This window comes from Nonomuraea sp. NPDC050478 (genome assembly GCF_044458265.1).
Classification (GTDB): domain Bacteria; phylum Actinomycetota; class Actinomycetes; order Streptosporangiales; family Streptosporangiaceae; genus Nonomuraea; species Nonomuraea ferruginea.
Genome location: NZ_JBITHT010000001.1, coordinates 800,926 through 820,980, shown reverse-complemented (window position 1 = coordinate 820,980; position 20,055 = coordinate 800,926). Strand labels below are relative to the sequence as shown.

Genomic DNA, 20,055 nt, shown 5'->3' with positions numbered 1-20,055 from the left:
GGTGGTACGTCGTGGGTGTCCAGCTTCGCCTCCTCAGTGACGGCCTGGCGTGCTTCCCAGCAGGCGGGAGATCCAGCGGTCCAGCGGGAGCAGGTTGATCCCGACGACGATCGGCACGTGCGCCAGCGTGAACAGCACCGCCCCGGCGAAGGAGATCGGCCCGCCGGTGATCACGTTGATGTGCGGCGCGTCGATGACCTCGGGGATGTCGACCGGGTTCACGACCTGCCACATGACGTCGAGGAGCCCGGAGAACACGATGACGATGCCGCTGATCGCGATCTTCAGGCAGCGCCCGGGGCTGCCGCCGCCGATGCGGTAGGCGGCGGCGACGGTGAGCACGATCCCGGGATAGAGCAGCAGGTAAAGATGGGTGTAGAAGCTGTCGCCCTCGACGCGCCCGACGTCCCCGTAATAGAAGTAACTGACGCGCGGGATCACGTACGCGGTGAAGAACACGAACGGGACGCACAGCAGCCAGTGCAGGCGTTCCGACACCCACGGGAAGAACGCGATAGCGCAGCACAGAAAGGCGAAGGCGAGCAGTTTGACGCCGAGCTCCCAGGCGGCGCCGATCTCCCGGCCGTGCGGGGTGGCCAGCCAGGAGAACGCGAAGCCGAGCGTCCCCGCGAGGAGGGCCATCCACCACAGGTGCGGGGCCCATCGGGAGGGGGCGGGGTGCTCCGCGTCCGCGAGGGGTAACGGAGACTGCGGTGTGTCGCCACGGGCCGTCATGAAGCTCCGCATCTCCCATCCAACGTCGCCACGCGAAAAGCTGGTGACCTGGAGAAACGCGCCGGACCCTGATTTACGCCGAAATAACCGACGTTACGGCGTCCGTAATTCCACACATTCCCCCGTCGTCATCCCGAAAAGGGACCCTATACGTTCCTCTGCATAGATGGGGAGATTTTTCGTGGATCCGGCGCGATGGGCTCAGAGGAGCGCCCCCGCGCGCCGCAGCCGTCGTTCACGGAGCGCGAGCAGCGGGGGCAGACCGAGCCGCAGCCCCACGTACGCGGTCACGACGAGGGCCTCCCAGAAGCCGGCCGAGCCGACCTGTCCCTCGGCGAACTGAGCCACGCCCCACTGGGCCAGCGAGACCATCAGCGGCAGCATGACGGTGAGGAACACCCAGGCCATGACGGCGATGCCCGCGACGTAGAGGAGCGCGAACCAGCGGGCCATCGCGCGGTCCCGCGCGCCCGCCCCGGCCAGTTCGGCCGTCTCCGGCCCGGTGAGTCGGAAGATCCGGTTCTTCACCGTCAGCCAGGTGACCCGGTAGAGGTTGTGGCAGCGCAGGGCGTTGGCGAGCAGGGCGTACGAGTCGCTGCGCAGCGGCAGGGCGGCCCACTGCCACACGATGGCGACGATCCTGAACAGGACCACGGCGGCGAGCAGGTCGTCCAGGGCGCCGGGCGGGACGAGTATCCGCAGGCCCAGCGCGGCCGCCACGACCACGGTCTCGACGGCCATCCCGGCCAGGTACACCCCGTGACGCCGGTCGCGCGGCACCGCGACGATCTGGGTCAGGTCGGTCTCGTAGACGATGTACATGCCCCGGTAGCTCACCCGGAAGGTCGCGGGGACGCCGATCGCCCGTCCGGCGAGCCAGTGCCAGGCCTCGTGCAGCGCGCCGAACGCGATGCCCAGCACCAGCCATCCGAACACGGACAGCGCGGGACTGGGCAGGAACCACGCGTCCTGCCAGGAAGGGCGCAGATCGGGCCGCGTCACGAGGACGGCGAGCGCGAACAGGAGCGCCACTGTGTAGAACGACCAGCCGCTACGCCCGAACAGGCGGGCCGCCGCCCGGGGGCTGATCCCCTCGATCCACTTGACCCGCCGGCCGGCGGGCGCGACGGTGTCGTCCGGCGCCGCGGCCGGGTCGAGCAGGCCCGCGGCCGTGAGGCCGTCGATGAAGTCGCCTCCGTCGACCGGTTCGCCGGCCACCTCGCTCGCCCGGGCCGTCGCCTCGTCCGCCGAGCCCGTCTCCTGCAAGGTGGTGACGAAGACCGCGCCCGGCTCCGGCACCGCGACGAAGACGCCCAGGTCCGGCCGGCCCAGGACCCAGGCCGAGCCGTCGAAGGCGACCGTCAGCCGTGCGGCCCGTTCGCGCAGGTCAGCGTCCAAGGACGCGGTCATTCTTCTCCGCCTTCACATCTGAGGGGGGCCGCGCTCCCCGGAGTGGAGCGCGGCCCCGGATCATCAGGAGTCCGACCCCGGGTCCGCGTCCACGGTCAGGCGGGTGTTCTCGATCCGCACGATCTCGATCTTCATCAGGTCACCTCCCTCCGCACACGTCACAGTCGGGATTGCGGGGCCACTCGGTACGACTCGTGGCGCAACCGCCCGCGAAGTCGACGATGAGCGGCCGACCGGCGTACGCCGGTGGCTCGAATCCGGTCAGATAGCGCAGGACCTCGAACGCGCCGTACGCGCCCAGGAGGCCGGCGACCGGGCCGATGCCGCGGTTCGGCCGGGCCCCGTCGCGGTAGAGGCGGATCGCGGCCAGGTCCGGCGCGTCGGGATCGGCGGTCGGCGGCACGCAGGCGCGGCAGGCGCTGACCCCCGGCGCGACCGACCAGACCGTGCCCGAGGTGACCCACATGCCGCCCCTGACGAACGGCACCCCGTGCCGCACGCAGGCCGCGTTGACCCACAGGTCGATCTCGTTCGGCCGGTCGATGCCGGAGGCCACGACGTCGGGCCGGGTACGCCCGACGAGCTCGTCCAGCTGCTCCGGGCTCTCGACGCCCAGGTCGATCGCCTCGACCTCGATGGACGGGTCGAAGGCGCGGACCCAGTCCGCGGCGCGCGCCACCTTGCGGGAGCCGACGTCGTCCCAGCGGTAGAGGTACTGCCGCGCGAAGTTGCGCGGGTCCACGGTGTCCCGGTCGAGGAGCGTCATCCTGCCGACGCCCAGCCCGGCGAGGTGGGGGATGGTGTTGGAGTTCAGCCCGCCGGTGCCGAGCACCAGCACGTGCGACTCGCGGAGCCGCCGCAGCAGGTCCTCGCGGCTGCTGCCGAGGGTGCCGAACGACTCGAGGAAGGCCAGGTTGCTGAAGTGGCGTTCGGCGTCGCCCGGTCCGATCCGGCCCAGGCGGTCGCCGTCCTCCAGCAGCCGCTCGGCGTCCAGCGCGGCCACGGCGGCCGAGACGTCGGCGACCGGCAGCGACAGCTCGCCGGCGAGTTCCGCGACGGTCCGGCCGCCCTCCCGCAGCAGGTGGAGGAGCTTCTCCACCGTGCCGTCGGGGTCGGGGAGCACCAGCCGGTCGCGGGGGTCGTACACGAGCCGCAGCTCGTCTCCGGCCCGCTCCCACGCCAGGGTCTTCAGTCGCGGCCTCATCCGTTCGTCAGCGCCAATCTTCGCGGGGAACTCTGGACAGACGATGACACCCGCCCGCATGGCCGGCGCATGGATCCCGCACGGATCGGCCACAGGCGAGATTGCTCTCGCGTGGGCGCTGCACTAGCGTCTGCCGGTGTGCGTCGGAAGGGTGCCCGCGTCCTCCTCCTCGGTCCCCTGGAGGTCGTCGTGGACGGCCGGGCGGTGCGCCTGACCGGCAGACAGCGCGCGCTGCTGGCGGGCCTCCTGCTCGACGCCGGTCGCGTGGTGTCGGTGGAGCGGCTGGCCGGACGCCTCTGGGGCGAGGATCTGCCGCCGTCGGCGGCGGCCCGGGTACGCGCCCTGATCGCGGAGCTGCGCCGGGCGCTCGGGGCGGCCGAGGTCATCGTGACCAGGAGCCCCGGCTATCTGGTCCCCGCCGGGGCCGTCGACGTGGACGCCGACGAGTTCGCCGCCCTGGTCGCGACGGCGCGCCGGGAGGCGGGCGACGGCCTGCACGCCGAGGCGATCATCACGTACGACCGGGCCCTCGAACTGTGGCGCGGCGACCCGTACCCGGATCTGGGCGGACCCGTCGCCGAGGCGGAGCGGCACCGGCTCGACGAGCTCAGGACCGAGGCGATCGAGGGCCGGGCGGACGCCCAGCTGGCGGTGGGGCGGCATCAGGCGGTCATCGCCGGGCTGACGAGGGTCGTGGCCGAGCAGCCGCTGCGGGAGCGCCCGCACGGCCTGCTCATGCTGGCGCTGCACCGGGGCGGACGCCTTCCCGAGGCGCTGCGGGTCTACCGGGAGTTCCGGGACCGGCTCGTACGCGAACTCGGCGTCGAACCGGGCCGCGACCTGCAGTCGCTGCACCAGAGCATCCTCGAAGAGGACCCCGCCGCGCGGCCGGCGCCGGTTCCCCGGCAGCTGCCTCCCGACACCGGCCGTTTCGTCGGCCGCGAGGCGGAGCTGCCGCGGATGGACGCGGGCCGGGTGACGCTCCTGGTCGGCCCCGCCGGCGTCGGGAAGACCGCGCTGGCGCTCCACTGGGCGCACCGGCGGGCCGGGCTCTTCCCGGACGGGCAGCTCTTCCTCGACCTGCGGGGCTTCGACCGGCGCGCGCCGATGCCGCCGTCGGAGGCGCTGCCGCTGCTGCTGCAGGGACTCGGCCAGGCGGCGAAGGACATCCCGGTCGAGCTGGACGCGCAGATCGCGCTGTACCGTTCGCTGCTCGCGGGCCGGCGCGTGCTGCTGGTCCTGGACGACGTCGCCGAGCCGGACCAGATCCGCCCGCTGCTGCCGGGCGACCCCGGATGCCGGGTCGTCATCACCAGCCGCCACCGCCTGGGCGGCCTGGTGGCCCTGGACGGCGTCGAACGGCTCACGCTCGGCGTCCTGGAGCCCGGAGAGGCGCTGCGGCTGATCTCCGCGGGCGTCGGCGAGGAGCGGCTGCGCCGGGAGCCGGAGGCCGCGCGGGAGCTCGTGGCGCTCTGCGACCACTCCCCGCTGGCGCTCTCCATCGCCGTGTCCTGGATCGGCGACCACGAACACCGGAGGATCGCCGACTACGTGCGCGAGCTCGCGGAGCGCGGGCGGCTGGTGCGCCTGCGGGTGGACGGCGACGAGAGCGTGGCCGTGCGCGCCGCTCTAGACCTGTCGTACAGGGCGCTGCCCGCGCCGGCGCAGCGCGTGTTCCGCCTGCTCGGCCTGGCGCGCGGCGCCGGCATCTCGGCCGCGGCCGTCGCCGCCCTGGCGGGCACGGACCGCGAGCGGGCGGAGGTCCTGCTCGGCACGGCGGCGCGGATCCACCTGATCGAGGAGATCGGCCCGCGCCGCTTCGCCGCGCACGACCTGGTGGGGGAGTACGCGGCGCAGCGCGCTCTCGCGGAGGACTCCGAGGCCGAACGGGAGGCCGCCGTCCGGCGGCTGTTCGACCACTACCTGTCCACCACCGTCGACGCTCTGACGGTGGCCGGCTTCGAGGTCCCGGAGACGCCGGGCCAGGACGCGACGGCCTTCGCCACCGCCGCGGAGGCGCTCGGCTGGCTCGACACCGAGTGGGACAACCTCACCGGGGTGATCGCGTCCGGGGCGCGGCCGTACGCCTGGCTGCTGGCCGAGGCCATGACCGACGTCCTGCAGCACCGCCGGACCCGGGCGGAGTGGCTGCGCCTGGCGGAGACCGCGCTGGCCGCCGCTGAGCGCGACGGCGACCTCAGAGGGCAGGCCGCGATGTGCTACTCCATCGGCCGGGCCCGCCTGCTCACCGCCGACCTCAAGGGCGCGATGGGCTTCCTCGAACGGGCGCAGGAGCTGTGCCGGCTGGCCGGCTGGTCCCAGGGCGAGGCCTCGGTGCTGCAGAGCCGCGGCGTGGTGCTCAAACAGCTCGGGGAGCCGCGCCGGGCCATCCCTCTCTACCAGCGGGCCGTGGAGATCCATCGCGAGCTCGGGTCCGTCCGCGGCGAGGCGCGCGGGCTCAACAACCTGGCCTCGGCCAACCTCATGCTGGCCCGGCTGGACCGCGCCGAGGAGTGCCTGCTCGCCTGCCTCGCCCTGACCGAGCGGTCCGGCGACACGCACCTGCGGACGCTGACGCTGGTCAACCTCGCCCTGGTCCGCCAGAAGCAGGCCCGGCTCGCCGACGCGCTCGCGTACCTCGAAGAGGCGCTGGCCCTGGCCCAGGCCGCGGGCCTGCGGTACGCCGAGGCGGTGACGTACGAGACGTTCGGCTGGGTCCACCGCGACGCCGGCCGCCACGAGCGGGCGATCGACGCCTTCACCCGGGCGCTGGGCATCGCCGAGGAGGTCGAGAACAGGCGGTGCCAGATCGCCTCGCTCACCGGCACGGCCGCCGTGGAGACGGAGCTGGGCCGGACGGACGACGCGCTCGGGCACCTCGACGCCGCCGCGCGGCTCGCCGAGCGCACCGGCACCGACCTGGACGAGGTGCTGCTGGAGCGCGCCGGCGCCCACTTCCGTCAGGGCCGGTACGAGGACGCGCGGAAGGAGGCCGACCAGGCGCTCGAACGCGCGCTCACCGCCAACCCGCTCAACCTGCCCCGCGCGCACGTCCTGCTCGCCGCCGTCCACCTGGCGGCGGGCGACGGCGAGGAGTGCGTACGGGCGTGCGAGCGGGCCATCGACCTGGCCCGGCGCTCGGGGCAACGCCTGCAGTACGCCCGCGCCCTGACGATCCTCGGCCACGCCCGCAGCCGGGAAGGCGACGACGGGCAGGCCGGGCGTCTCTGGACGCGGGCGCACGCGCTGTTCACGGCCATCGGCGCGCCCGACCGGAGCGAGACGGCGGCCCTCCTGGGGTCGCGGGCGTAACCCTTCACGTCAGCGGCGGACGACGGCGCAGGCGTCCCTGTTGAGCGAGAACCGGGTCGGCAGGGACGCGTCGCCCGTGTGGCTCGCCAGGTAGCCCATGGTGACGCTCTGGCCGGGGGCGATGGAGCCGTTGTGCCCGGCGTTGACCGCGGTCACGAAGTCGCCGCCCTGTGTGAGGTCGGTGTTCCAGTCGGAGATGACGGACTGGCCCCGGGCCATGGAGAACCGCAGCGTCCAGCCGTTGATCGGGGTGCTGCCGGTGTTGGTGATCGTGAGGTCGACCGTCATGCCGCCGCCCCAGACCTGGGTCGTGTACCCGATCCGGCAGGTCGGCTCCGCGCGCTCGAAGGAGACGCGGTGCAGGCCGCCGGGCAGGTCGTTGACGACGTACAGCTCGCCCTCCGTGGTGGCCCCGAACGCCGTGACCTGCGTGGGCATCTGGCCGATCTCCGCCACGGAGTAGCCGCCCGCGCCGTCCTCGCGCACCGCCCACACGATGGAGGAGCAGTAGTCGGTGGCGATGTAGGTGCCGCCGACCAGATCGGCGAACTCCTCGCCGTGGTACACCTGCCCGCCGATGACCGCGCAACTGCCGGTGTACGGGGAGTAGGTGAAGACCGGCTTGGTGTAGGCGGCGCCGGAGCGGCACTGGTCCGCGTCGAACACCTCCAGTCCTTCGTAGCAGGACCAGCCGAGGTTCGCGCCGGCCTGCCGTCCGGGCTTGACGTGGTTGATCTCCTCCCACCTGCCCTGGCCGACGTCGGCGATCCACATCGAGCCGTCCGCGGGGTCGACGGAGAAGCGCCAGGGGTTGCGCCCGCCGTACATCCAGATCTCCTCGCGGGCGCCCGCCACGCCGACGAACGGGTTGTCCTCGGGGACGCAGTACGCCAGGTCGCCGCAGCTCCGGCTGACGTCGACGCGGAGGATCTTGCCCAGCAGGGTGTCGACGCGCTGCCCGGAGTCGAACGGGTCGCCGGAACCGCCGCCGTCGCCGATGCTCATGTACAGGTTGCCGTCGGTGCCGAAGGTGATCTGGCCGCCGTTGTGGTTGCTGTGCTCGGCGTGCTCCTGGGACAGCAGCGGTTCGAGTTCCGCCTCGTCCAGGTTGTATCGGCCCAGGGTCACGGCGCCGTCGGGCAGCGCGGTGTAGGCCAGGTAGAGGTCCTGGCTCTCGGCGAAGTCGGGCGGCAGGGCGATGCCGAGCAGCCCCCGCTCGTTGCCGGACTCGTCCACGGACGACGTGATGTCGATGATCGGGGTCTGCTCAAGACCGGTGTCCGGGTGGTAGACGCGTACGGTGCCGCGCTTCTCGGTGATGAGCAGCCGGTCCGTCCCGTCGTCGGGCGTGGCGATGGCGGTGGGGCGCCGCAGTCCGAAGGCGACCTGGGTCGTGGTCGTGTTGATCGATTCGAGCGGCACGCCGCCGTCCGTGACGGACGACGGCGTCGCGGCCGTGGCCGGTGGGGCGACCGCGGTGAGGGGGGCGAGGAGTAGCAGGGACAAGGCGAGCGACGCGGGGGCTGCCCGGCGCTTTGCTGGCATGTCGGCTCCAGTGACGGGGCTTCGTCGGAGCGCGTCCGGGCCCGCGACACCCGCGTCCCGCGGTGCCGTGCCTGGACGCGCCCGACCGGACGGTATCCGCCCGCCGCCGCCGCGGCCAGGTCTCTGCCTTCCCGCAGGCGTCGTCAGACTCTTACTCGCCGCTGATCAGGGGCGACGCGAGCGCACTCCGGTGAGGACCGGTGAAACGTACATCAGCGATAGTCGTTCTCCTTCAGTTCCACGACCCAGGCCCGACGCTCGGCGATCTTGCCGTCGCGCATGACGAACACCTCCGCCATGGACATGCGCAGCTCACCGCCCTCGGCCCGCTGGACCGTCCCCGTGAGCTCCGCCATCACGACGTCGCCCTGCTCGACCATGCGCACCACCTCCAGATGGGGAGGGTCGATGAGCCCGGGCGGGCCGTCGATGGCCTGGTCGTAGGCGTCCTTGCCGGTCAGGTGGAAGGCGCCGAAGACGGTCCACTCGATGTCGTCGGTCAGGCAGGACAGGATCTGTTCGTGATCGTTCTTACGGAAACCGTCCAGATAGGTGGTGACGGTCTCGATGTTCCGTGTCATGTCCGCTCCTTGGAACCATTGGTCTGTTCGCGGGTAGGTCGGAGCGGCCGGAGCGTCCTCGACATCGACTACGTCCGAGGGCCGTAGGTCAGGCGGCGCAGGACGAACTCGGCGGGGCCCGGCCGTCCGCGCTCGTCGAGAAGGCGGGCGAGCAGCACGGTCGCGAGCCAGACGGCCACCGCGATGATCAGGCCGGTCACCGTGGGACTGCCGAGACGGTCGCCGAGGTCGAGCGTGAAGGGCGCCAGGAGGACGAGCCAGGCCACCGACTGGAACAGGTATCCCGACAGGGAGCGCCGGCCCAGGGCCGAGAGGGCGCCGACGACGGGGCCTGGCCGGGTGACCCGCATGGCGATCAGGCCGAAGACCGCCACGTAACCGGGACCGGCGAACATGCCACTGGCGCCGTGGAGCGTCAGCGCCAGAGCGGCGGCCGGCTCGTCGACGTGCAGCCATCCGGCGCTCACCAGGGCGGCCGGGAGACCTCCGGCGACGGCGAGGCCGAGCCCGAGGACGGCGGTCCATGTGAGCAGGGTCCTGTGACGGGCCGGCTCTTCGAGGACGCGGCGGCGGGCGGCCCACATGCCCAGCCAGGCGATCAGGATGAAGGGCAGGACGGTCAGCGTGTGCGACGGCCATTCGCCGAGGCGAGCCGACATGGACTCCAGGTAGCCAGGAGCGGTGAGGGAGCCGATCGGGATCGCCGGCAGCGGGGCCGACCCACCGGAACCCCCGACGACGCCGCTCACCACGGTGGCGCCCATGACCAGGACCTGGACCGCCGCCACCGCCCAGATCACCAGCACGATCCGGTGGAACCCGTCGCCCCGGCGCAGCAGCACCAGGGTCATCACGATCCCGACGACCCCGTACGCGCCGAGGAAGTCGCCGTAGTAGAGCAGCGCGGCGTGCGCGAACCCGAAGACGACGAGCCAGAGGTTGCGGCGCACCAGCACGGATCGGACCCGCCGCGGGGTGGCGCCGGAGGCGTCCTGGCGGCGGGCGAGCTGGACGACTCCGTAGCCGAACATCACCGCGAAGACCGGATACCCGCGGGCGTGGACGAGCTCGAAGAGCAGGAAGGTGAGCCCGGCCTCGGCGCCTTCCGGGGCGAGGTCGAGGCCGGGCTGCCGGGCGAAGACGACTCCGGCGACGTTGGCCAGCGCGATGATCAGCAGCATCGCGCCCCTGGCCAGATCCGGTGCGAGGGCGCGTTCGGCGCGCCGGACCGGCCCTCTCGATGTCCGCGACGCGGCGTCGACGCTCATGTACGTTCCTCTCCCCGAGATTTAGTTTCACCGAGAAAGTATCACATATATACTAAAGAAGGTTCTGGCATGATGGGGCCTGACTCTCCGGGGGTGAACAAGGGAGCCATGACCAGCGAGGACTACATACCGGCGGCGCTGCGCAGGCTGTGGCGGATGCCGGAGTCCTCGCGTCTCGGGCGGCCCGCGGCCCTCGACGTCGACCTGATCGTCGCCGCGGCCGTGGAGATCGCCGACCGTGACGGGCTCGGCGGCGTGACGATTCCCAAGGTCGCCAAGAGCCTCGGCTTCACGGGGATGTCGCTCTACCGCCACGTCGGGTCAAAGGACGAGCTGCTCACGCTCATGGCCGACGCCGCCTCGGGCACGCCTCCGGACCTCGACACCGACGACTGGCGCGAAGGGCTGCGCGACTGGGCCTTCGCGCTGCGCGCGGTGTCCTGGCGGCGGCCGTGGCTGACGCGCGTGCCCGCCTCCGGGCCGCCCTCCGGCCCCAACCAGATCGCCTGGATGGAGGCCGGGCTCGCCATCCTGTCGCGCACCCGCCTCGACTGGGCGCACAAGGTCGGCATCCTGACGCTGATCAACGGCTACGTGGTCCAGTGGGTGCGGCAATACAGCGAGCTCGCCGAGGGCAGGGCCGCCGAGGGCCGGGGGCAGGCCGACGCCGAGCGCGACTACGGCCGCGCGCTGGTCCGGCTCGTCGACCCCGGACGCTTCCCCGAGACGGCCCGGCTGTTCGCCTCGGCGCTGTTCGAGACGCTGCCGTCCGACACCCCCGACGCGACCATCGCCGACGCGGACTTCTCGCTCGGGCTGGAGCTGATCCTCGACGGAGTCGCCGTCCGCGTCGAGCGCTCCTGACGTCAGCGCCGGTGCGTCGTGAGGGCGGCCATGGCCTTGGCGTGCCAGGCGGGGGCGTTGGCCGCGGCGAAGATCTCGGCCGCCGTCTTCAGATGCTCTATGTGCCGGCCGTCGACGATGTGGCCGAGGGCCAGGTGCACCCGCCCCTCGAAGTTTTTCCCGTTGAGCTGGCGGCCCTGCTCCAGAGCCAGGGTGAGGGTGGCCCTGCCCTGGGCGGGACGACCGGCCGCCACCTCGGTCTCGCCCAGGACGAGCAGCGCTTCGGCTTCCTGGAAGAGGTCGCGCCGCGCGCGGGCGCTCGCCAGGACGTCGGTCAGGATGTCATGGGCCTCCTCGACCCGGCCCCGGCGCAGGTAGGAATCACCGAGCGTGCGGCGCAGGTGGAGTTCGAGCTCGGGAATCCCCGGGGGCAACAGGGCGAGCCCGCGTTCGGCCGCGGCCTGCGCCTCGCCGAAATGATCGCGTCGTAGGTGCAGGGCCCCCAGATGGAACAGCACGTACGCGGCTGACGCCAGGTCGCCGAGGTCCTCGAAGATCTCGAAGGCCCGCTCGAACGCCGCCAGAGCCGGCTCCCAGTCGGCGAGCACGCGGTGGGCGACGCCGGAGTCGGCCAGGGCCAGCGCGTGCCCGCGCTTGTCGCCGAGGCGCTCGTACAGGTCGACGGCCTCGCTCGCGCACGCGGCCGCGAGCGACAGGTTGCCCATCTGGTGGTGGAGGCCGCCGTGGCTCAGGAGGAGGGCGGCCGTGCCGCGGAGATTCCCCTCCCGGCGGCACAGTTCCAGGGCCAGCTCGTAGTCGGCGAGCTGGTCGTCCTGGTAGCCGCGCCGTTGCCGCAGCATCGAGCCGGTGGCGGTCAGCTCCCAGCACGGCTCGGACCAGCCCGCGCGGGCGGCCTGCCGGACCATGGCGGACAGGTTGAGGCGTTCGGCGTCGAGCCAGAGCATCGGCTCGGGGACGAGCGACGCGTGGTCGCCGGGCAACCAGCGTGCGCAGGTGCCCTGGACCTCGTCGATGTCCTCGCCGCGGAAGGCTCTGTCGGCGTGGGCGGTGAGCGCCAGCATGGCTCCGAAGGCGCGGAGGGTGGCCGCGTGCCGCTCCTCTTCCGGCTCGTCCGCCTCGGCGCGCTCGGCGGCGTAGAGCCGTACGAGATCGTGGAAGCGGAAGCGCCGCTGCCCCACGCAGTCCACGCCCAGGGGCTGCAGCAGTTGCGCGTCGACCAGCTCGTCCAGCAGGGCGTCCGCTTCGGACAGGTCCGGCTGGTCCAGCAGCGCCGCGAGATGCCAGGCCGCCAGCCCGCCGGGTGCGTCGAGCAGGCTCAGCAGCCGGAAGGCCCGCGTCACCGGTGCGGGAAGGTCGCGGCAGGACAGCTCGAAGCCGCTGCGGACCTGCAGCTCCTCCCCGCTCAGGAGGTCGAGCCGGCGTTGCCGGTCAGCCAGCTGCGCGACCAGCTCCGCGAGCGTGCCGGTCCTGCTGCTGGTCAGCCGGGCGGCCGTCAGCCGCAGAGCCAGGGGAAGGCCGTCGCACAGCCGGGCGAGCCGCTCGGCGTCCTTACGTTCCCGTTCGACCCATGGGGCGCCGAGTACGCGGGCGAGCAGGTCCACGGCTTCGCGGTCGTCGAGGGGTGAGAGGGGGACGGCCGCCGCGCCGTACTCGATGAGGAGGTCTTCCAGCCGGGGCCTGGCCGTGACCACCACGCGGCAACCCCGCGCGCCCGGCAACAGCGGCCGGACCTGGGCTGCCGAAGCCGCGTTGTCCAGCAGGATCAGCACCCGCAGCGGGTGCAGGACGCTGCGGTAGAGCGCCGCGCGCTCGTCGGGGTCGGCGGGGATCTGCTCGCTGTTGACGCCCAGCGCGCGCAGGAACCGCCCCAGCAGGTCGTGCGGGGCGACCGGTCCGGCCAGGCGGTCGTAGCCGCGCAGGTCGGCGAAGAGCTGGCCGTCGGGGAAACGTGACACGTTCCGGTGGGCCCAGTCGAGGGCCAGCGCGGTCTTGCCGACTCCGGCGATGCCGCTGACGATCGCCACCGGCGCCGGGCTCCCGGGGGCGACCAGTCCGTCCAGTGCGCGGGCCGCTCGCGCGCGTCCGGTGAAGGCGGAGTTCGGCGGGGCCAGCTGCGCCGGTATCACGGCCGGGGCCGATCCGCGGGGCCGCGACGGGTACGTCTCCTGACGGAGGATCCGCTGCTGGAGGTCGCGGAGCTCCGGTCCTGGATCGAGGCCGAGTTCACGTGCCAGGAACTCGGCGGCGTCGCGGTAGGCGGCCAGCGCCTCGGCCTGCCGGCCGTCACCCCACAGGGCGGTCATCAGCTGGGCGCGCAGCTTCTCGCGCAACGGGTGGGCGAGCGCCACCGGCTTCAGCTCGGCGACGATCTCTCCGTGGCGGCCCAGGGTGAGTTCGGCGTCGAAGCGCTCCTCGGTCACGGTGAGCCGCAGCTCGTCCAGGCGGGTCGCCTCCTCCCGCACCACGGCCAGCGTCTGCAGCTCGGCGAAGGCCCGGCCACGCCACATCCGCAGGCCGCGGCCGAGCGTGGCCGCCCCGGTGGCCAGGTCGCCGCGGTCGATCAGCTCCCTGCCGTGCCGTACGGTCCGCTCGAACTCCAGGGAGTCCAGCTCGTCGTCGCCGACGGTGAGCAGGTAGCCGGAGGCCGCGGTGGTCACCCGTGAGGCGCCGAGCGCCTGGTTGAGCCGGTGGACGTAGATGCGCAGGCTCTCGCGGGCGGAGGCCGGCGGAGCCGACTCCCACACGGCCTCGATCAGGTCCGTCGCCCCGACCACGGTGTTCGGCCGCGACAGCACCGCGGCCATGAGACGCCGCACCTTCGGTGGCATCGGCACGACGTCCTCCCGGCATCGCGCCTCCACCGCGCCCAGCACTCTGAACCTCAGCACCGCCACCGCCTTCCCGGCCCGACTCACGGATCTCTCACGGCATCCTCACGACTACGCGGTCACGATGGGGCCGGTTCGCAGAGATCGGTTTCGAACCTCCACATCTCCGGACGGATCGAGCGTCGTCGCCCAGGCCAGGGCGCGCGCCGGCCGCCCTCACCTTCAGCGAACGGAGCCCGATGGACCCGACTCGTGTCCGCCTCCAGACGTACGCCCGGCGGTAGCGGTGCGTACTCCGCTCTTTCTCACCGCGCTCGCGGGCGCCGTGCTCGCATCGGTGCTGACCGTGCCGGCCGCACCCCTCACGGCGCCGGCCTCGGCCGCCGTCGGGAAGCCGGTCGGGTCCGTCCCCCCGGACCGGCGCGACGAGCTGCTCGGCTCGGGCTGGTCCGGCTCCGACGACCTGGCCTGGACCGCCACGGGCGACTCCACCGGCTTCCACATCCTGGTCGCCAGAGCCTCCGAGGGCTACCGGTGGCGGACCGCGGCGACGCTGTCCGAGGGCGGCTTCGACACGGACAGGTGGGTCGGCAACGTCTGCCTCACCGGCTCGGCCAAGCGGGCGGTGGTGGCCTACGCGCCACGTCAGTTCACCAACTCCGAGGCGCTCTTCCAGCGTGGCGCGTTCACCGCGCTGGTGGACCTGGAGTCCGGACGGATCACCAAACTGGGACTGCATGCGAGCCTCGCGTACCACAGCCCGGGATGCGGCGCCGGCGAGAGCGCCGTGTTCAGCCAGACGGGCGGGAAGGAGAGCACCGCCACCCGGCTGCACCTGGTGGACGCGGCGACCGGCAAGACCGCCGCCCCGGTCGAGGTGCCCGGCCAGGCCACCTCGGCGGTCCCGATGGGGGACTCGATCGTGGCGGTGGCTGGCGACGGCCTGGTCGAGGTCTCCGGTTCGGGGAAGGTACGCCCGTACGCCCGTCTGGAGGGCACGCCGAGCCACCTGCGTCCGCACCGAGACGGCAGCCTGACCTTCCTCGCCGCCCACGGCGACGACCTGGCGACCGTCGAGCACCTGCCCGCGGGCGGGGAGCGGCCGAAGCAACTGGCCAAGGGCCCGCTCACCCGGCTGGGCCTGGCAGCAGGGGCCGACGGCAGGGCCTACCTGACCGGCCGTCCCACCAAGGTCGGCGAGTTGCCCGGCCAGGTCGTGCAGGTCGCGGCGGGCGCGCACGACGAGGTCTCAACCGGCGGCGCGCTGTTCCTCTCCCAGACCGGCACCCGCCTGGGAACGCCGGGTTCCCCCTCACGGGTGACGCTCAAGGCGCGCGTGGCCCGGACCGGAGCCGGCCTCGACTTCGCGCTCGTCCCCGGAGGCCCGCGGACCGGGACCGGCGCGCGAGCGGCAGAGGGGCCCGCTCTCCAGACCGACGACCCCGTCGAGCCCTGTGCGATCCCGCGCAACGACGCCAGGCGGCAAGCGCTGCAACCGCACTGGAAACAGGTCGAATGGGCGGTGAACCTCGCCGTCCAGGGCGCGCTCACGACGCCACGGCCCTCCAACTGGAACCAGTCGGGGCTGCCGTCCTGGTCACCACAGGGCCTGCTCCCGCCCCTTCAGCTCAAGGGCGGCGGCCGGGTGCCCGCGCAGATCATGCTCGGCATCCTGGCCCAGGAGTCCAACCTGTGGCAGGCGTCCTGGCACGCCCTGGAAGGGGTCACCGGCAACCCGCTGATCGGCGACTACTACGGCAGGCGCGCCTCCGACGACGGCTGGAGCATCCGCTGGCGGGAGGCCGACTGCGGGTACGGCGTCGCGCAGGTCACCACCGGCATGCGCAAGGGCGACCAGGCCGAGACCACCCAGCGGGCCATCGCCCTCGACTACGCCACCAACATCGCCGCGGGGCTGCGCATCCTCCAGGACAAGTGGAACCAGGTCTACGACCACATCAAGATCAACAATGCTGACCCGGCGAAGCTGGAGAACTGGTTCGCCGCCGTGTGGGTCTACAACAGCGGGTTCCAGCCCGACGCGCGCTTCGGCAACGAGACCGGCTGCCGGCCCAGCCCGACCTGCACCGACCAGTACGGGAACTGGGGCCTCGGCTGGTCCAACAACCCGATGAACGCCGACTACCCGCCCAACCGCGAGCCGTTCCTGGAGAAGAGTCAGTCCGACGCCGCCAACCCGCAGCGATGGCCGTACCCGGAGAAGGTCATGGGCTGGGCCGCTCACCCCATCGTCAAGTACGACTTCCGCGATGACTCGACGCACTCGGGATACAACCAGGCGTGGTGGGTCACCCAGCCCGTGCGCGAGCGCGTGAAACCGCCCCGGACCCTGTTCTGCGACAGCAGCAACTCCTGCGCCCCCGCCGCCCAGCCCTGCCTGAGGACGGACTTCCGCTGCTGGTGGCACAAGCCGGCTACCTGGAAGGAGCACTGCGACGTCGAGTGCGGCAACGAGAACATGCGCTTCCCGACCGACTATCCCGAACCGGAGTTCGCCCTCCATCCAGGTGAGGTCGAGGAGAAGAAGATGCCGGTGGAGCACTTCCGGCCCAACTGCGACCCCTTCACCACCGGATTCAACGGGAGCAACGCCGTCCCGGCCAATTCGCTGATCATCGACGACGTGCCCGACACGGTCGCATCGGTGCGGCCCGGCTGCGGCCGTCGCTTCACCAACGCGGGCTCGTTCGCGCTGAACTTCGCCAAGGACGGCGAAGGGCAGGAGCGCTCGAAGATCGACTTCCATCAGGCCGGAGGCGGGCTCGGCGGCCACTTCTGGTTCGCCAACACCCGCCCGCCCTCCGAAGGCTCCTACCGCGTCACCGGCACCTGGACCCTCGGCCGCACACTCCGCCAGTGGGCGCGGGTGATGGTGCACATCCCCGACCACAACGCCGCCACCCAGCAGGCCGTCTACACGGTCGACACCGGGGACGGCCGGCGGGAACGCGCGGTCCTGCAACGCGTCCGGCAGCACCGCTGGGTCTCCCTCGGCGTCTTCGACTTCGGCGGCGTGCCCTCCGTCTCCCTGTCCAACCTCACCGATGACGGCGACGGCGAACAGCGGATCGCCTGGGACGCCATCGCCTTCCAGCCCCTGAGCTCCAAGCCCAGGCACCAGATCGTCTCGCTGGGCGACTCCTACGCCTCCGGCGAAGGAGCCTCGACGGCGGCGCAGCACGACTACTACACCGAGACCGACAGCGACGGCGGCGGCGTCGAGGGCGTCTACAAGGACCCCGACTACCACTGGAAGTACGGCAACGCCTGCCACCGCTCCACGTACGCCTGGTCCCGCGCGGGCACCCTCACCGACCGTCCGGCCGTGAGCATCGGCGAGCGGCACGACACCTGGGACCCGAGCCTGGAGCACCAGTTCCACGCCTGCTCGGGCGCGCTCACCGGCAACCTGACCGGCGAAGGGCAGTTCCGCGAACGAGGCCAGCTCGACAAGGGCTATCTGGACGAGAACACCACGCTCGTCACCCTGTCCGTCGGCGGCAACGACGCCCGCTTCAGCGCGATCCTCACCCACTGCATCTCCCGGCTCAGTCTGGATCCCTGTAAGGAGACCGCCCTGGAGGAGGACGGCGGCGTCCCGCTCGGCGAATCCGTTCCCCGGCAGATCAACGACGTCGTCGGCCCCGCCGTCCGCGACACCCTGCTGGCGATCCACCGTAAGGCCCCGAACGCGGCCATCGTCCTGATGGGCTACCCGCGGCTGTTCGACGGCGACTGCTTCCCCCGCATCGGCCTGCCCACCGCCCTCTGGCTCGGCGAGATGGCCGGCGTCCTGAACGACACCCTGCGCGGGGCCGCGGCCGCCGCCTCCGCCAGTACCGGCGCGGTCGTGTCCTTCGCCGACCCCCGTGAGGAGTTCGCGGGCCGCGGGGTGTGCGGGGAGCCGGAGGCCATCCACCGCGTGATCGCGGACCGTACGCAGGGCGAGAGCCCGGACGAGTCCGTGATCTCCCAGCAGTCCTTCCACCCCACGAAGGAAGGCAGTTCGGTCCTGTACCGCAACGTGTTCAACCAGGCCCTGCGCGACATCAACCGCTGACAATAAGGAGACACCATGCCCACCGGCACCACGATCGGACGCGCGCTCGCCGCGATGGCGTTGGCGTGCACGACCCTCGCCTTCACCGGCGGACCATCGGGCGCCACCACGGCGCTGTCCTGCAAGGGAGCCACCTGCGTCGGCAAGAACCCGGCCACCTACGGCTGCGACGACGACGCCGAGCGCATGGCCATCGCCTCGACCGGCGACTGGAGCAAGAGCGTCCGCCTGATGAGGTCCGCCAAGTGCTCCGCCTACTGGGCCGTCGGGGTCGACGAGAGCTCGTGCTGCGGCTCCTCGGTGGTGAAGGCCGTCCGGCAGATCAAGACCACGTACGGCTGGTACAACCAGCGGGTCCAGACCGTCAGCCACAGCAACGGCGCCGGCACGAAGTGGACCCCGATGAACCAGAACACCAGTGGCGACCGCCACCAGGCCTGCTACTACGTCTGCACCTCTTGGAAGTCATGATGAAGCTGCTCACACTCGGCCGCGCCGCACTCGCGACCGCCCTCGCCGTCACCGCGCTCGGCGGCGTCGCCGCCACCTCCGCCCAGGCCGCTGCGGGCTGTTCCGGGGCGTCCTGCGTGGGCAAGAACCCCTCCACGATGGGCTGCACCGCGGACCAGACGATCCTGGAGCGCGTACGGATCGACTCCTATCTCGAGTTCCAGCTCGTCCACTCCGCGGCGTGCGCGGCCCGATGGGGAGCCTTCAAGGTCAGCACCACCGGCTCCGCGGGCAAGGTGACGTTGACCGAGACGAGGCAGGTGAAGACGCCGTACGGCTGGTACAAGAACGGCGAGGAATGGGTCGTGGCGGACCTGTCCAAGAAGGGCACCACCCGCACCGAGATGAACCGCAACACCGGCGACGACCGGCACCGAGTCTGCGCGAGCGGGTTCGGCTGCACCAGCTGGAGATCGTGAGGCCGGCCACGAGTAACTGATCGGAAGCGGGCCGCCCCCTAGCCGGGGGCGGCCCGCCGCCGGTCCCGCGGCTAGGATCGGCCGAGGGTGTCGCCGAGCCGGATTCGGGGGAAGGCGAGCGGACATGACCGGATCATGGGGATGGGACCTGCTGATCGGGATCGTGGCCGCGCTCCTGGTCGCCTGGCTGGCGCTGATCGCCACACTGGCGATCGTCCGTCCCCGGGGCGGCCTGCTGCGCGAGGCGCTGCGGCTGCTGCCCGACGTGCTGCGCCTGGTGCGCCGCCTGGCCGCCGACCCCGGCCTGCCGCGCGGCGTGCGCGTACGGCTGGCGCTGCTGCTGGCCTACCTGGCCCTGCCCCTGGATCTGGTGCCCGACTTCATCCCCGTGCTGGGCTATGCCGACGACGTCATCGTCGTCACCATGGTGCTGCGCTCGGTGGTCCGCCGCGCCGGCCTGGAGGCGGTCCGCCGGCACTGGCCGGGCACCGACGACGGCCTCGCGACCCTGACCCGCTTGACCGGCCTGGACAAGCCACGCGCCTAGCGCGCCACGCGGGGTCGCTCATCCCGGGATCGGTTCGGAGGGGGTGCCGAGGCCGCGGGTGATGAAGGCGTACATCTCCGCGAAGACGTCCTCCGGGATTCGCTTCGGCTCAGGGCCGTCCCACAGGATCCAGCGCATGCCGATCAGCTCGCCCACGCCCATCAGCGCCCAGGCCAGGACCTCGGGATCGGCGCGGACGACCTCGCCGGTGTCCATCGCGTGACGGAGCCCCTCCATGTAGCCTTCGGCGATCTTCGCGTAGTGCTGGTGCATCGCGTCGGGGGAGACGAACTCGGCCTGCCGGATGATCCGGTAGAGGGCGGGGTGCTCGGCGGTGAACCGGAAGTATCCGCCGAAGCCCAGCCGCTCACGCTCGGCACGGCTGTGGCCCTGCGCGGCCGCTTCGGACATCGCGTGCCTGACCCGGCGGTTGAGATCGGCGACCAGCTCGTCGAAGATCTGCTGCTTGCCCTCGAAGTAGATGTAGAAGGTGCCCTGTGACACCCCGGCCGCCTCGGTGATCTTCACGATGGAGGCGTCGTAGTAGCCGAGCGCGGCGAAGACCTGCTCCGCCGCGTCGAGCAGCTTTCTGCGTGTGCGCTCCCCGCGCTTGGACAGTGGCGTGCCACGCGCGCTCGTGAGGATCTCGGGGGAAGCGGTCACGTCGGTCTCGGTGTCCGTCATGGTCTCAACATATTAGCTGAATCATCTCTCATGTAGCTATTGACCCGTACGAGGGACAACCCTAGCT

Annotated in this window: 14 protein-coding genes; 6 read left to right on the top strand and 8 right to left on the bottom strand. The window is 72.0% G+C overall.

The annotated features are described in order from the left end of the window. Positions 1-33 precede the first annotated feature (33 nt). From ACIBF7_RS03800 to ACIBF7_RS03790, 3 genes are all read right to left on the bottom strand, one after another. Positions 34-642, bottom strand: coding sequence for a hypothetical protein (locus ACIBF7_RS03800; protein WP_397196358.1), 609 nt, complete (start codon positions 640-642; stop codon positions 34-36). A 294-nt stretch (positions 643-936) separates the two neighbouring features. Continuing rightward, entirely contained in the window at positions 937-2,145 is a 1,209-nt protein-coding gene (locus ACIBF7_RS03795) for a hypothetical protein (protein ID WP_397196357.1), read from the bottom strand. A gap of 139 nt (positions 2,146-2,284) precedes the next feature. Continuing rightward, complete coding sequence (locus ACIBF7_RS03790) at positions 2,285-3,349, bottom strand: ThiF family adenylyltransferase (protein WP_148035724.1); 1,065 nt, start codon at positions 3,347-3,349, stop codon at positions 2,285-2,287. Positions 3,350-3,487: 138 nt separating this feature from the next. Between ACIBF7_RS03790 and ACIBF7_RS03785 the strand changes: the two genes are divergently transcribed. Beyond that, on the top strand, positions 3,488-6,661 hold the full coding sequence (locus tag ACIBF7_RS03785) for a BTAD domain-containing putative transcriptional regulator (RefSeq protein WP_397196356.1): 3,174 nt from the start codon (positions 3,488-3,490) through the stop codon (positions 6,659-6,661). Positions 6,662-6,670: 9 nt separating this feature from the next. Here ACIBF7_RS03785 and ACIBF7_RS03780 read toward each other — a convergent pair whose 3' ends face one another. From ACIBF7_RS03780 to ACIBF7_RS03770, 3 genes are all read right to left on the bottom strand, one after another. Then, the gene (locus ACIBF7_RS03780) at positions 6,671-8,206 is read right to left on the bottom strand and encodes a PQQ-dependent sugar dehydrogenase (protein ID WP_148035722.1); all 1,536 of its coding nucleotides are present in this window, start codon (positions 8,204-8,206) and stop codon (positions 6,671-6,673) included. 212 nt (positions 8,207-8,418) lie between these two features. Further along, positions 8,419-8,787 carry a nuclear transport factor 2 family protein gene (locus ACIBF7_RS03775; RefSeq protein WP_148035721.1) on the bottom strand — a complete coding sequence of 123 codons (369 nt, stop codon included), beginning with the start codon at positions 8,785-8,787 and terminating at the stop codon, positions 8,419-8,421. 68 nt (positions 8,788-8,855) lie between these two features. Continuing rightward, positions 8,856-10,055, bottom strand: a complete 1,200-nt coding sequence (locus ACIBF7_RS03770) for a DUF418 domain-containing protein (RefSeq protein ID WP_397196355.1) — start codon at positions 10,053-10,055, stop codon at positions 8,856-8,858. Between the two features lie 108 nt (positions 10,056-10,163). Here ACIBF7_RS03770 and ACIBF7_RS03765 point away from each other — a divergent pair, with 108 nt between their 5' ends. Then, a complete protein-coding gene (locus tag ACIBF7_RS03765) occupies positions 10,164-10,919 on the top strand; it encodes a TetR/AcrR family transcriptional regulator (protein WP_148035719.1) in 756 nt (251 codons plus the stop codon). Between the two features lie 2 nt (positions 10,920-10,921). Here the strand turns inward: ACIBF7_RS03765 and ACIBF7_RS03760 are convergent, their stop codons facing one another. Continuing rightward, on the bottom strand, positions 10,922-13,807 hold the full coding sequence (locus tag ACIBF7_RS03760; protein WP_397196354.1) for a BTAD domain-containing putative transcriptional regulator: 2,886 nt from the start codon (positions 13,805-13,807) through the stop codon (positions 10,922-10,924). A 226-nt stretch (positions 13,808-14,033) separates the two neighbouring features. Here ACIBF7_RS03760 and ACIBF7_RS03755 point away from each other — a divergent pair, with 226 nt between their 5' ends. From ACIBF7_RS03755 to ACIBF7_RS03740, 4 genes are all read left to right on the top strand, one after another. Continuing rightward, complete coding sequence (locus ACIBF7_RS03755) at positions 14,034-17,828, top strand: hypothetical protein (protein WP_397196353.1); 3,795 nt, start codon at positions 14,034-14,036, stop codon at positions 17,826-17,828. A 15-nt stretch (positions 17,829-17,843) separates the two neighbouring features. Next, the gene (locus ACIBF7_RS03750) at positions 17,844-18,299 is read left to right on the top strand and encodes a hypothetical protein (RefSeq protein ID WP_271275500.1); all 456 of its coding nucleotides are present in this window, start codon (positions 17,844-17,846) and stop codon (positions 18,297-18,299) included. Continuing rightward, positions 18,296-18,757 (top strand): DUF2690 domain-containing protein, encoded by a 462-nt coding sequence (locus ACIBF7_RS03745; RefSeq protein WP_148035715.1) that lies wholly within the window; start codon positions 18,296-18,298, stop codon positions 18,755-18,757. The genes ACIBF7_RS03750 and ACIBF7_RS03745 overlap by 4 nt, the downstream gene beginning before the upstream one ends. A 124-nt stretch (positions 18,758-18,881) precedes the next feature. Further along, complete coding sequence (locus ACIBF7_RS03740) at positions 18,882-19,304, top strand: YkvA family protein (protein WP_219549627.1); 423 nt, start codon at positions 18,882-18,884, stop codon at positions 19,302-19,304. 18 nt (positions 19,305-19,322) lie between these two features. On the opposite strand, the gene ACIBF7_RS03735 is transcribed toward ACIBF7_RS03740, so the two are convergent. Then, positions 19,323-19,988 carry a TetR/AcrR family transcriptional regulator gene (locus tag ACIBF7_RS03735; RefSeq protein WP_271279293.1) on the bottom strand — a complete coding sequence of 222 codons (666 nt, stop codon included), beginning with the start codon at positions 19,986-19,988 and terminating at the stop codon, positions 19,323-19,325. Positions 19,989-20,055 lie beyond the last annotated feature (67 nt).

Excerpts from the sequence above, each read along its gene's own strand:
- ACIBF7_RS03735 (WP_271279293.1), bottom strand. The coding sequence starts at position 19,988 with ATGACGGACACCGAGACCGACGTGACCGCTTCCCCCGAGATCCTCACG.
- ACIBF7_RS03790 (WP_148035724.1), bottom strand. The coding sequence starts at position 3,349 with ATGAGGCCGCGACTGAAGACCCTGGCGTGGGAGCGGGCCGGAGACGAG.
- ACIBF7_RS03740 (WP_219549627.1), top strand. The coding sequence starts at position 18,882 with ATGACCGGATCATGGGGATGGGACCTGCTGATCGGGATCGTGGCCGCG.
- ACIBF7_RS03795 (WP_397196357.1), bottom strand. The coding sequence starts at position 2,145 with ATGACCGCGTCCTTGGACGCTGACCTGCGCGAACGGGCCGCACGGCTG.
- ACIBF7_RS03750 (WP_271275500.1), top strand. The coding sequence starts at position 17,844 with ATGCCCACCGGCACCACGATCGGACGCGCGCTCGCCGCGATGGCGTTG.
- ACIBF7_RS03780 (WP_148035722.1), bottom strand. The coding sequence starts at position 8,206 with ATGCCAGCAAAGCGCCGGGCAGCCCCCGCGTCGCTCGCCTTGTCCCTG.
- ACIBF7_RS03800 (WP_397196358.1), bottom strand. The coding sequence starts at position 642 with ATGGCCCTCCTCGCGGGGACGCTCGGCTTCGCGTTCTCCTGGCTGGCC.
- ACIBF7_RS03745 (WP_148035715.1), top strand. The coding sequence starts at position 18,296 with ATGATGAAGCTGCTCACACTCGGCCGCGCCGCACTCGCGACCGCCCTC.
- ACIBF7_RS03775 (WP_148035721.1), bottom strand. The coding sequence starts at position 8,787 with ATGACACGGAACATCGAGACCGTCACCACCTATCTGGACGGTTTCCGT.
- ACIBF7_RS03765 (WP_148035719.1), top strand. The coding sequence starts at position 10,164 with ATGACCAGCGAGGACTACATACCGGCGGCGCTGCGCAGGCTGTGGCGG.
- ACIBF7_RS03770 (WP_397196355.1), bottom strand. The coding sequence starts at position 10,055 with ATGAGCGTCGACGCCGCGTCGCGGACATCGAGAGGGCCGGTCCGGCGC.